Genomic DNA, 13,114 nt, shown 5'->3' on the forward strand with positions numbered 1-13,114 from the left:
GTTGGTGCTGTTAAACTTGTCACTTCACATTCCGCTGTGATATCTGATAAACTCACTGCATCTGGTGTTGGTGCTGTCGTATCATCGATAATCACATTCTGATCTTGTGTACTTGTATTTCCATTGCCATCGTCATAAGTCCACGTCACTATCGTTGTTGTGCCTTCGCCTGAAATTGGAAGTGTTGCATTATGACTTACAGTTACTGTACCTCCACAGTTATCTGTGGCCGTTGGTGCTGTTAAACTTGTCACTTCACATTCCGCTGTGATATCTGATAAACTCACTGCATCTGGTGTTGGTGCTGTGGTATCATCTATAATCACATTCTGATCTTGTGTGCTTGTGTTTCCGTTACCATCATCATAAGTCCAAGTTACTATCGTTGTTGTGCCTTCGCCTGAAATCGGAAGTGTTGCATTATGACTTACAGTTACTGTACCTCCGCAATTATCTGTAGCCGTTGGTGCTGTTAAACTTGTCACTTCACATTCCGCTGTGATATCTGATAAACTTACGGCATCTGGTGTTGGTGCTGTCGTATCATCTATAATCACATTTTGATCTTGTGTGCTTGTGTTTCCGTTGCCATCATCATAAGTCCAAGTCACTATCGTTGTTGTCCCTTCTCCTGAAATTGGAAGTGTTGCATTATGACTTACAGTTACTGTACCTCCACAATTATCTGTAGCCGTTGGCGCTGTTAAACTTGTCACTTCACATTCCGCTGTGATATCTGATAAACTCACTGCATCTGGTGTTGGTGCTGTCGTGTCATCTATAATCACATTCTGATCTTGTGTACTTGTATTTCCGTTACCATCATCATAAGTCCAAGTTACTATTGTGGTTGTCCCTTCTCCTGAAATTGGAAGTGTTGCATTATGACTTACAGTTACTGTGCCTCCACAGTTATCTGTGGCTGTTGGTGCTGTTAAACTTGTGACTTCACATTCTGCTGTGATATCCGATAAACTTACCGCATCTGGTGTTGGTGCTGTGGTGTCATCTATAATCACATTTTGATCTTGTGTACTTGTATTTCCATTGCCATCATCATAAGTCCAAGTCACTATCGTTGTTGTGCCTTCGCCTGAAATCGGAAGTGTTGCATTATGACTTACAGTTACTGTGCCTCCACAATTATCTGTAGCTGTTGGCGCTGTTAAACTTGTCACTTCACATTCTGCTGTGATATCCGATAAACTTACCGCATCTGGTGTTGGTGCTGTCGTGTCATCTATAATCACATTCTGATCTTGTGTGCTTGTATTTCCATTTCCATCATCATAAGTCCAAGTCACTATCGTTGTTGTCCCTTCTCCTGAAATCGGAAGTGTTGCATTATGACTTACAGTTACTGTACCTCCACAATTATCTGTAGCTGTTGGTGCTGTTAAACTTGTCACTTCACATTCTGCTGTGATATCTGATAAACTTACGGCATCTGGTGTTGGTGCTGTGGTGTCATCTATAATCACATTCTGATCTTGCGTGCTTGTGTTTCCATTGCCATCATCATAAGTCCACGTCACTATTGTTGTTGTGCCTTCTCCTGAAATCGGAAGTGTTGCATTATGACTTACAGTTACTGTGCCTCCACAGTTATCTGTAGCTGTTGGTGCTGTTAAACTTGTCACTTCACATTCCGCTGTGATATCTGATAAACTCACTGCATCTGGTGTTGGTGCTGTCGTGTCATCTATAATCACATTCTGATCTTGTGTGCTCGTATTTCCGTTACCATCATCATAAGTCCACGTTACTATTGTAGTTGTCCCTTCCCCTGAGATTGGTAATGTTGCATTATGACTTACAGTTACTGTGCCTCCACAGTTATCTGTGGCCGTTGGTGCTGTTAAACTTGTCACTTCACATTCTGCTGTGATATCCGATAAACTTACCGCATCTGGTGTTGGTGCTGTCGTGTCATCTATAATCACATTCTGATCTTGTGTGCTTGTATTTCCATTGCCATCATCATAAGTCCAAGTCACTATCGTTGTTGTCCCTTCTCCTGAAATCGGAAGTGTTGCATTATGACTTACAGTTACTGTACCTCCACAATTATCTGTAGCTGTTGGCGCTGTTAAACTTGTCACTTCACATTCTGCTGTGATATCTGATAAACTTACGGCATCTGGTGTTGGTGCTGTGGTGTCATCTATAATCACATTCTGATCTTGCGTGCTTGTGTTTCCATTGCCATCATCATAAGTCCACGTCACTATTGTTGTTGTGCCTTCTCCTGAAATCGGAAGTGTTGCATTATGACTTACAGTTACTGTGCCTCCACAGTTATCTGTAGCTGTTGGTGCTGTTAAACTTGTCACTTCACATTCTGCTGTGATATCTGATAAACTCACTGCATCTGGTGTTGGTGCTGTGGTGTCATCAATACTAAAGGTTGTGCTGTAATTCGCTCCTCCGTTGTTTGCATAATGCGTACCACTACCTGATGTATATGTAAAATCGGCATGTGTAAACACTTCAATAACATAAGTTGTATTGACACTTAGGCCTGCTAAAACATTAATATTAGCACCTGTAGTTTGCCACGTTTGATCATTACTTGTTCCTCCGCAATGCAGCGCTGTTAAATCATCACTTGTATAAAATATTTGTGTTGTAGTAAATACAGGTGGCGTTGTACCTTGTTCGTAAATTCTATAGCTTAACCAACCATTAGTGATATTATCTGTACCACATTTGTAGGTCTTATTTTCTGCACCATTTAGAATCAAAGTGCTACTACAGTCAAAAGTACCTAAAGCACTTGGCGCATTAAAATCTGGATTTGCGGTAGTGGCTTGCAAATCATAAAATACATTTCCTGAATTATCCTTATTTAAAACGAGGTAACTCTCAAAAATTCCAGATTGTGCATTTGAGGCTATATTTCCGAAGGCAAAAAGCGCAATTGCGCTCAATATTAAACGTACTCCTTTCATCGTTAATATCTTTTAATAGGTTAAGCAACACACATAACAGTATTAATCATAAAAGGATTAAACCATCATGAATGTAAATTTGGTTACTAATTTTGGGCTATTAATCAATGGAGGGATAATTAAAATTAAGGATAAGTGCATCATTTGTACTATTTATTCGCCAAAATGCCAAAATTCACTTTTAACGTTGATTTTCAGACATATAATACACAAAACAGCGGTAAAATGCCATTTAGACTTTTTTCAGTTTCCAGCGTCCTTTTTTAAACCAGATAATGGCAATTATGGAGATTAATACTTCGGCCAGAACAATGGCTAAAAAGACACCCATTGGCCCGAAATCGAAAGTCAGTGCCATGAGATAAGCAAAAGGAAGTTGAAACAACCAGAAGCAAATAAAATTAATTGCCGTTGGCGTCAAAGTATCGCCTGCACCATTAAACGAATTAATGACCACCATACCATAAGCATAGAAAATATAACCTGCTGCGATTACTCTTAAACAGAGGCTTCCATTTTCAACAACATTAGGTTCCTGCGTAAACCAAGAAATAATTTCGGGTGCAAAAACCAAATAAGCAATAGAAACGATTCCCATAAAATAAGCGCAGTACTTCCCTGTTTTCCAAACCGATTGCTCTGCACGTTCTGGCTGTCCAGCACCAAGGTTTTGTCCGACCAGTGTGGCCGCGGCATTGCTCATTCCCCAAGCAGGCATAAACGTAAACATCATCACACGAATGGCAATAGTATATCCAGCAAGTACTTCGCTACCAAATTCGCTCATAATTCGCATTAAAAACACCCACGACGATGTTCCTATAAGAAATTGGCCAATACCACCTAAAGAGACCTTGATAAGATTGAGCATAACCCCGACTCTCAGAACGATATCTTTGAGTCTGACTTTAATTTTACTCCATCCATAAAAGAGCACGAAAAGCTGGAAAATCACTGCTGATCCTCTACCAATAGTGGTTGCAATGGCGGCCCCTTCTACGCCATAAGCAGGAATTGGTCCGAAGCCAAAAATAAACATGGGATCCAATATGATGTTCAGTCCGTTAGATACAATCAAAGTCCACATAGCAATAGACGCATCACCAGCGCCTCTAAATACGGCATTGATTAAAAAGAGTAACATAATCGTCACATTTCCACCTAAAAGCACCTGAGTATAACCGTAACCTTCAGCGATAAGATCGGGTTCGCCTCCCATGAGCGCTAAAATTTCCTTCGGAAATAGGATACCCACTACACTAATAATGGCAGACACCGCGACTCCTAAAATAATCACTTGAACCGCTGCTTGTGACGCACCTTCTTTATCTTTTTCTCCTATACGACGAGCGACAATTGCAGTTGCGGCCATACTGAGACCAATGGCAACGGCATAAACAAGGGTCACTACCGATTCGGTTAGCCCAATTGTAGCGACCGCATTGACACTCACTTTAGAGACATAGAAAATATCGACTACAGCGAAAATGGATTCCATGAGCATTTCAAGAATCATAGGAATAGAAAGCATAAAGACTGCTTTTCGGATGCTTCCAGTAGTGAATTCTTGTTCTTTACCTGAAACGGCTTGTTTGAGGTAACTAAAAAATTGTTTAATTGATATGTTTGATTTTGACATGATTGTTGGTTGTAAAAGTAAATACTACCAAAAGCCTAACAGCTGATGGTTAAAAAAATCACTGATTAAGTGATGTATGGCGAAGTGTGAGCTTAAACAATCATAAGTCAAAGGTGCGGAATTATTTTTAGATTTCAAAATTTGACCTTTTAATGCTATTTCGAATAGGCTTCATGTGTTCATAAAACAGTTTTTTATCAAAAATCACATTTCGTCGAACATAAATGCGGGTCAACCCTTTACTTCTACATTTCTGGTCTGAAAGTATTGATTATCAATATGTATTTATATATATTCGTAATGCTAATTAATTCAACATGTTCAAAGCCGCCTTATTTGATATGGACGGAGTCATTGTCGATTCTGAACCATTACATCATAAAGCCTACTACCAAATGTTTGACGATGTCAACATCCAAGTCTCAGACGAGCTCTACGCCTCATTTACGGGTCAGTCTACCTTAGAGATTTGCAAACAACTCATCGCTCATTTTAAATTACCCTTGGGTCCACAAACCTTAGTAGATATAAAGCGCTATCATTTTAAACAACTGTTTGATACGGATACCTCTTTAGAATTACTAGATGGTGTTTTAGACCTTATCAAGGATTACCACAGTCATGGTATGGCATTGGTGCTCGCTTCATCGGCGTCTATGGTTAATATCAATCGTATTTTTGAACGCTTTGATCTTGATCAATACTTTGTTGCCAAAATTTCGGGTGCTGATCTTAAAAAGTCAAAACCACACCCTGAGATTTTTGAGAAAGCCGCTGAGCTTTCTGGTCATATGTCTAAAGACTGTTTTGTTATAGAAGACTCTACCAACGGTATTGCTGCGGCTAAAGCGGCAGGTATTTATTGCATTGGTTACGATAGCCTTCATAGTGAAGATCAAGATTACACTAAAGCCGATTTGGTGGTGTCTGATTTTGCTGATATCGCTTATGCTCGGTTAAAAATGATTTCTGCCACAACCAATGCTTAACTTATGTCAAAGCAAAACGCTATAGCAAAGGAGATACAAAAACTTATTGAAGCCATCCTTAAAGCCTTAGGCTATGGTAGCTCTAGAAAACGTACATGGCATCAACATGTCGTTCCTTATGAGGACGGCTGGGCTGTACGTCGAGAAGGCAATAAACGAATAACGTCTAAACACCGAAAACAAAGTACAGCTATTACTAAAGCCAAAGTTTTAGCCAAACGCCATAAGACCGATGTGATTATTCATCGCGAAAGTGGTGGGATTCGTGAGCGGTTGAGTTATGGGGATTGATGAACTTACTAATCTGAATTCAATAAAGGACATTCTTTTTTCCATTGATGAAAAAAGAAACAAAAAAATCTAGGCTGCATTTTTAGTTCTTGAAAACCTGTCTACAAGGTTTTATCATGCACATGGCAAACGCTTCGCTAGGCCATGTTCCTCTGCCCTAAACCAACCTTGTCTTGGTTTTACTACGAACTAAAACTGAGGCCATTTAAGCAACTGAATAGTAATTCTTTGATAAACAAGGCTTATGTGATTATTCATCGCGAAAGTGGTGGGATTCGTGAGCGGTTGAGTTATGGGGATTGATGAACTATTAAGAACTACAACGACAATGTCGCATTCCTAATTCTTTTGCGCGCTCAACAGTTAACTTATACACTTTTGATTTACAATTTTTAAAGGAACCATGGGATAAGGTTGGATGGTATATTTTACTTTGTCCGCAACGAAACACAGTGTCTTTAGGTTCTAACCTAACTTGTATATTGTTAGGTGTATAAAACAAACTTTCAGTCCCTACTTGAGAGTTATTAAATGAATTTGGAATGTGAGAGCTGGGAATATATTGCTTTGGCGCTACATTTTTTGATTCCCTTCCTAAAAAGAAAGAAAGGGTTATAGCCAACACCACTATAGAATATTTCATGTGCTTTTGTTTCATTTGGGATTAATAAAATTCAACAGTACTCAGAAGTTCTTCTTCAAATTGATAAATGTCATCGATAGATTTAATCGGTTTTCTAGTCTCATTCTTTTTTTCATCAAATATCCCAATATACTTCGTCCCTCCATTTAAATGTAGCCTGCATAATGGCTTTCGGTTATTGTTTTTAACTGTGTTTGGAGTTCCATATCAATTCCAATTCTCATTACAATTATTATCTCTTTCCCATTCCATTGCGGCTTGTCTTGTAGTTACATTTCCAACTTGAGTTATATGTCCATTACTCCAATAATATCTACTACCATTATAAACAGTATATCTTCCTGAGTTCCTATGCTGTTGTTCTCTAATTCTTAAAGTATTAGTAATTCCACAATGAACTTTTAAATTTCCAACTTTGAAAACATATTTATATGTATCTCTCATTTAATAAACTTGTTTTTGATTTATTTATCAAACTTATACCTATTTAAAAACAAAACCTTACGGGATTCCGTAAGGTTATATTTTCTGATTGTAAAAAACCTTCATATGATTTTCTACTTTATTTATCATATTTTATAATTTTCATAGAATTAACACAAATATTATTCCTAGAAATCGTAAATCAAAAAATGCATAACGATAGTCTATCTACAATATGCTTTATTTTAACTCTTCAATTTTTGTTTTTCCTAAATGAAATGCGATTTCAACAGTCTCAAAATCCTTAAAAAAAATGGTATTATCACTTCCGTACTTTTCCAATGAAGCGTACCATCTAATCTTACCTTTATTTATATAATAACCTATTTGGAAACCATCTTCAGTGACAAATTTATTTTCTAAATAATCGGAAATAGTATTAATATCAATTTCTGATTGCTGACTTAAATTCTTTAAAGCTTTTTGAATCTCAATTATATCCTCGTATGCAATAGATGCTGTTTTAGTATCATATTTTCCTTTCTTTGAAATTTGTAGAAAGTACTGTGCTTCATCTCCTACAATAATTTTCCTTATTTCTGATTCTGCCATGCCATAAGTTAGCCTAATATTATCTAACTTATAATTTTCAAACTTTATTATTGTGCCCTTTTTTGAAGCAAACTCTTGAATCTTGGAATTTTCTTTTTTTTGTTCTTGACCATAAGTATTAAATATCATAAGTAATGATATTATCACTATTAAACTAGTTATTTTTTTCATTTCTCTATATATTTTAATTGCTTTTTGAAGCAGCTATCATGGCCATATTCCTTGAATGCATTTCTTCCTTTTCATTCTTTTCTAGTTCTGCAATTTGATTTGTTATTAACATATTATGGGTATTAACTTTTGATGGAATATGAAACAAATCAACAATCATCCAAATACCAAATCCACCCAAAGTAAACCAATACAATAATTGCAATCCCCATTTTCCTAAATATGCATAGTGACAACCGATAAAGAACCAACATAAATAAGCTGTTCCTGTTGATTTAATTTTTGAGAGTAAATAATGCTTATTCATTTTAATTAATTTTTTATAAAATTCGTGAATATCCTTTTTTAACATATTTGTTGATATAACTATTCAATCCTTGGCCATTTTGAGCTAAGACTTTCATATTCTCAATATGATCTACTGTAGTACTTGAATAAGTATATTCGTAAGAAATATTTGAAGAAAATGTAACTACAATTCTATCTTTTCCGATTTCATAAGAACTCACTCCTGAATTACCTCCTAGATTTCTATATCTTCTCATATTTATAAATTCAATGTTTTACACTTCAAACATAAGCCCATTAAAAAACAAAACCTTACGGGATTCCGTAAAGGCTATACATCAATCTGAAGCTAATTCAATAGTTTACAATTTTACTATCCTCATATGAATCAATTGTATAATAAGTGTATTCATCATCATACTTATACCATTTATAATTTACTCTTTTGAATCGAAAATCTTCAAACCTTTGAAATATTGTTGAATGAAAATCTTTAACATTTTTATTAGCAGCAAAAACCCCTCCGACAAATTGTAAAGTAGATTTGGTCTTTCCATATATTGATACGTCAATATCACTTTCCCATAGTTTTTTATCTAATATTCTTGAAAAACTAGCTCTAATTTTAGGGAACTCTTTTATTTGCAATTGCTTTAAATTCTTAATAATATCTTTTCCCAAATCACTTATTTCTTTATTCGAATTAATCTTCGCCTCATTTCCCATTTTTCCCCATGTCAAAAAAAGAGCTACTTCAATTGTAAGTGATGATACCTCATTCTGATATTCTTTGCCATTAAATGATTTAATACTATTAAGCTCATTTGCAAGTCTCTTTATCTCTTTTTCCAGTTTCTCTCTTTCTATAGCTTCATTTGCGACGCTATCATTTATTCTTTCCTTAAATTCTTTATCTTTTAAAAGGCTATCCAATCGAGGTAATATCAATTTTACATTTGAAAAATTCTCATCTTCAATGTCAACTTTCTTAAATTCTTCAATTGCTTGCCTATAGTTTTCATTTTTATAGAAAGACATGCCATTTTCGTAATGACTTTCTTTTTTACATGAAATTAACAAGACTAAAACAGATGTAATAATTCCTTTATAAATTTTCATTTTGACGTACTTAATATTAATAATTCATCAAACCTAAAAACAAAACACATTTAATCCTTACGGCTTCCCTTAGCCACAAAAAAAAAGCACACGCTTAAGTAAGCATGTGCCTCAATTCTCCCTATTAATTAAACGAATAATTAATACAGTACAAATGTATTTTTAAAAGGCGGTTTTGAGTTACGGTTTTCCTTAATGCAGGGTTAAATTAAATCTAAGTCTTTAACGATACTTACCAAATGTGTTGCATTATTGGCCTTAAATTGAATAAAGAGTTTATTCTGTCGTTTTTCAATAGAGCTCAAGCTACTTGGAACAATACTATTTTGTTTGAATGACTCACTTATTTGCTCTTTAGAATAACCAAGGGACAATTGCTTTAATAGCTGAATATCATAGTTATCTATTTCCAAATCATTTTTAGGATGTAAGGCCTGAGTTACTTGTGGAGATAAATATTGTTCATTATTAGATACCGCTTTTATGGCTTTCTCCAATTGAGTGGAGCCATGACGATCTTTACATACATAGGCATTTACATTATACTCATTTATAAGCAATCTTACCTTTTGAAGATAGTCTTTCATAGAATACACTATAATTGGTAAAGCAGTATTGATTTTTCGTAAAGTTTCAATGAGTTCTTCTCCAGAAGATAAATTACAATCACGATGGTCTTTTTTAAAAGATAAATCTGTAATTACTAAATCAAAAGGTTCATGATCTAATTCGGCTCTTTTCACCTTTAAATAGGCATCATCACAATATTGCGAATTAATTATATTTTCAATATGAAGCGATTTAAGAACATGTAATACGCTCTTATTTATATCGTCATGATCATCAACTATTAGTACTTTTTTAAACATCATTACACAGTAAGTTTTGCCTTGAATCCTTTGTCTATTTTAGATTCAAAAGTAATGCTCCCGTTTATAGATGCCATACGGTTTTCCACATTCTGTAAACCCGATCCTTTTTTAAGATCACATCCTACACCATTGTCATTATAGTTAATTTGAATGGTCTTACGATTGTTTTTAAAAGTAAGTACTACAACTGAAGCAGCGCTATGCTTTTTCATATTGATTAAAAGCTCTTGTAAAATTTTATAAATGGCTATTCGCTTTAAATCTGAAATAGCATTCCAATTAACATCTGAAATTCCTTTTGCTATCACATTTGTTTCAGGACTATTAAAACTCAATATGAGATCGCTCAAAACATCTTCAAAATCACCTTTTAAATCTAAAACACTATGTTCCTTAGAAATATCTCTAGTCTTGTTATAGATCTCTTCTAAATCGTCAATTAATTGCTCTTTTGAATTTGGTTCTCTCTGTAATTTAGTCATAAACTGAAACACATCATTTGCGACTTCATCATGTACTTTTTTAGAAATCCGAGATTCGGCTGTAAATACTTGTTGGAGTTTGTCTTTTTTGTGTTTGGATTTTAAAAAGAAGTATAGGAATATAGATATCAAAATAAATAAAATAAGGAAATAGGTCTTACGTTCATTATTTATTTTACTTTTTTGAAGATCTCTATCTTTTTTATCGAATCGATAAGCATAGTAATTAAAATTACTCCTATCTGTATCTCTGATATCATCTATACTATCACGAACCTTTATATATTCATTGATGAATTTTTGGTCTCCAAATTCTATTTTCAACCTCAATGCACTTGTCAAAGCTTTTATGTTTCGAATTGATTTAGCCAATTCAAGTGCCTTATTGGAATAAAATTCGGTTTGTTCAAGTTCCCCTCTATCATAATAATATTTTGACAAATGCTCATAACTTGTATATATTCCGAGCGAATGATTTTTCTCTTTCTTTAACTTTAATGCATCCTCCATATTCTTTAAACCGCTCTCAATATTCAATTTAGTCTTGGTAAAACCTAAATTATCTAAAGATCTAGCAATTAAAATAACACTGTCAATTTCCAATGCTTTTCTGTAAGCTAATTGAAATTGCTGGCGAGCTAATTCATACTTTTTAAGTTTTAGGTAAACTACTCCTATATTATTTTGAATTGTGCTGATTTCATTTTTCTTAATTGACAATTTCAATACATTGTCATAAATTTTTAATGCTTCATTATAATCTTTCTTCTCTCTATAAATCTTACCCAAATCATTTAAAATTTTCACCCTTACACTTCTTGTCCATTCATCTTCATCAAGCAAATCAAGTAAATCAATGCTTTCAATATTTAATCTTTCACTATCATCTATATAAACTAGATTCTTTTGAATATCTGCAATATTAAGAGTAGCGTAAATTTCATTTTTAATTAATTTCTTATCAGCATATTCTTCTCTCTTTTTTATAAAAAAATTATATGCTTTTGCTAAATCACTGTCATTTTCAGGGTTCCGTATTACCCCAGAATAGTATGCAACGCTATCATTTGATTGGCAAAACATATTTGTCAATACCAAAGCAAAAAAGCAAAAAAAGAGGAGTGTTATCTTGGTTGATTTCATTCCTCTAAAATACTAACTATTCTTCAGTTAATAATCATCCTCCAGTAACCCCATCATCTCCTGGTGGCGGTGGTGGTGGCGGTGGTGGTATTGTCCCTTCTTCATCACAACAAGCTTGTGGTGCAATTTCGTCAATGATATTTTCAGGTGTACAAGATGTGTAATTTGCTCCAATAAATAACAGAGCCAATAAGTATGCTAATTTTCGCATGATTTTAAATTTTGCAAAAGGATGACTATCCGAGAGTTCTCAGAGAATTGTAAATGCCATCCTTTCTGGTTTTACTTCAGTTATTTTGGGAAGTGGGAAAGTGTAATACAACAGCCAAAAAATCGCTTCCCTTTCAATAATGAAGCTGTTGTTTTACGGCTTTCCGTAACAATCAATTTCGTACTTTAGTTATGTTAGCTAGCACACAACTGTAATTGATTCTGAAGCAAATGTATAATGAGGCTAGAGTTAATCTGATAAGAGAATCCGAACATTCCGAAGAATCCGAAATATTCCAAGATAATCCACTAAATTCTTGATATGAAAACCACCAAAACCTATTCTGAAGCGATAAGACTTAAGTACATATCAGATAAAAAATCTGATAAACTTAGAGGGGAAATCTATAGATTGACTCCAGCCAATATCCGTAAACTATTCCTTAATTTAATTAATAATGAATTATCAGAAGCTGATAAGATTATAATGAAGAACAATTTTGATGCAAGAAATTATGATAGCATAAGAAAAGAAATAAATTCTTATGATATTGATAAATTTAAACCCATATGTAAATTTTTAAAAAAAGAAAATGAATCCATGTCATCTCATGAATTGTTAGAGTTAACCGCAATCTTAGTAGATTTTTCTCCTAGACCATATTCGCACTACAGAAATGAAGACATTAATCTAAGCTCTAAAAACATACAAAAAAAAGAGCCTAACGAAACAATCGAAGATTTAGAAGAAAAACAGGAGAATAAGAGTGATAATGCAATCATTTTCTTACCCGATGATACCAGCAATCGTAAAACTTCTAAAAAAGAAGAAAATGAAAAAGGAAACTCTAAAGATGGAAGCGTAATTATTAATAATTATCAAAGAATAATTATTTACATAAAAAATAATACCATAAAATTAATCTTATCGACTCTTCTAATCGCTAGTATTTTTGTAATAATATCTATAAATCAAAAACGTTGGATGGTATGGCAAAATGACCATTACATAGAAGTAAAATTTGATATCGAAAAGTATGATCTTAATCAGCTTAAATTATACAAAAAAGAACGTATCTTAAATTTTAAGAAGATAACTCCAGATTGTAGCACAGATTTTTTTAAAAGTGATGGTACAGAAAATCTGTGGTATGGAAAAAACATAGATGGAAAATTAGAATATTTCACTGATTTAGGTTTACATCCAGAAACTGGAACTACTTTAAAAAAAATAACAAACCATATGATTAAAAAGTATATTTGTGATACATATTAAACCAT

Annotated in this window: 14 protein-coding genes; 3 read left to right on the top strand and 11 right to left on the bottom strand. The window is 34.0% G+C overall.

The window, feature by feature from the left end; genetic code table 11:
* Both Q0893_RS18085 and Q0893_RS18090 read right to left on the bottom strand, forming a co-directional pair.
* Positions 1–2,951 (bottom strand): hypothetical protein (locus Q0893_RS18085; protein WP_299278356.1); only part of this gene is annotated, 2,951 nt, incomplete at its 3' end.
* Positions 2,952–3,183: 232 nt separating this feature from the next.
* Positions 3,184–4,590 (bottom strand): MATE family efflux transporter, encoded by a 1,407-nt coding sequence (locus tag Q0893_RS18090; protein ID WP_298904518.1) that lies wholly within the window; start codon positions 4,588–4,590, stop codon positions 3,184–3,186.
* 317 nt (positions 4,591–4,907) lie between these two features.
* Here Q0893_RS18090 and Q0893_RS18095 point away from each other — a divergent pair, with 317 nt between their 5' ends.
* Both Q0893_RS18095 and Q0893_RS18100 read left to right on the top strand, forming a co-directional pair.
* Complete coding sequence (locus tag Q0893_RS18095; RefSeq protein ID WP_299278361.1) at positions 4,908–5,579, top strand: HAD family phosphatase; 672 nt, start codon at positions 4,908–4,910, stop codon at positions 5,577–5,579.
* Between the two features lie 3 nt (positions 5,580–5,582).
* Positions 5,583–5,870, top strand: a complete 288-nt coding sequence (locus Q0893_RS18100; RefSeq protein ID WP_299278364.1) for a DUF2188 domain-containing protein — start codon at positions 5,583–5,585, stop codon at positions 5,868–5,870.
* A gap of 310 nt (positions 5,871–6,180) precedes the next feature.
* Here the strand turns inward: Q0893_RS18100 and Q0893_RS18105 are convergent, their stop codons facing one another.
* The 9 genes from Q0893_RS18105 to Q0893_RS18145 all read right to left on the bottom strand — a co-directional run bounded on the left by Q0893_RS18105 (position 6,181) and on the right by Q0893_RS18145 (position 11,834).
* On the bottom strand, positions 6,181–6,513 hold the full coding sequence (locus Q0893_RS18105) for a hypothetical protein (RefSeq protein WP_299278367.1): 333 nt from the start codon (positions 6,511–6,513) through the stop codon (positions 6,181–6,183).
* 207 nt (positions 6,514–6,720) lie between these two features.
* Positions 6,721–6,957 (bottom strand): hypothetical protein, encoded by a 237-nt coding sequence (locus Q0893_RS18110; protein ID WP_299278370.1) that lies wholly within the window; start codon positions 6,955–6,957, stop codon positions 6,721–6,723.
* A 219-nt stretch (positions 6,958–7,176) separates the two neighbouring features.
* Positions 7,177–7,677: a hypothetical protein gene (locus Q0893_RS18115; RefSeq protein WP_299278373.1), complete on the bottom strand. Its 501-nt coding sequence runs from the start codon at positions 7,675–7,677 to the stop codon at positions 7,177–7,179.
* 55 nt (positions 7,678–7,732) lie between these two features.
* Positions 7,733–8,026, bottom strand: coding sequence for a TM2 domain-containing protein (locus tag Q0893_RS18120; RefSeq protein ID WP_299278376.1), 294 nt, complete (start codon positions 8,024–8,026; stop codon positions 7,733–7,735).
* Positions 8,027–8,039: 13 nt separating this feature from the next.
* Positions 8,040–8,264 (bottom strand): hypothetical protein, encoded by a 225-nt coding sequence (locus Q0893_RS18125; protein WP_299278379.1) that lies wholly within the window; start codon positions 8,262–8,264, stop codon positions 8,040–8,042.
* A gap of 97 nt (positions 8,265–8,361) precedes the next feature.
* Positions 8,362–9,126, bottom strand: a complete 765-nt coding sequence (locus Q0893_RS18130; protein WP_299278382.1) for a hypothetical protein — start codon at positions 9,124–9,126, stop codon at positions 8,362–8,364.
* 203 nt (positions 9,127–9,329) lie between these two features.
* On the bottom strand, positions 9,330–9,998 hold the full coding sequence (locus Q0893_RS18135) for a DUF5932 domain-containing protein (RefSeq protein ID WP_299278385.1): 669 nt from the start codon (positions 9,996–9,998) through the stop codon (positions 9,330–9,332).
* Positions 9,998–11,623, bottom strand: coding sequence for a tetratricopeptide repeat-containing sensor histidine kinase (locus Q0893_RS18140; protein ID WP_299278388.1), 1,626 nt, complete (start codon positions 11,621–11,623; stop codon positions 9,998–10,000). Before Q0893_RS18140 ends, Q0893_RS18135 begins: the two co-directional genes overlap by 1 nt.
* 34 nt (positions 11,624–11,657) lie before the next feature.
* Positions 11,658–11,834, bottom strand: a complete 177-nt coding sequence (locus tag Q0893_RS18145) for a hypothetical protein (RefSeq protein ID WP_299278391.1) — start codon at positions 11,832–11,834, stop codon at positions 11,658–11,660.
* A 321-nt stretch (positions 11,835–12,155) separates the two neighbouring features.
* Between Q0893_RS18145 and Q0893_RS18150 the strand changes: the two genes are divergently transcribed.
* Entirely contained in the window at positions 12,156–13,109 is a 954-nt protein-coding gene (locus Q0893_RS18150) for a hypothetical protein (RefSeq protein ID WP_299278394.1), read from the top strand.
* Positions 13,110–13,114: the final 5 nt, after the last annotated feature.

It is taken from the genome of uncultured Psychroserpens sp. (assembly GCF_947494225.1).
Taxonomy (GTDB): Bacteria; Bacteroidota; Bacteroidia; order Flavobacteriales; family Flavobacteriaceae; genus Psychroserpens.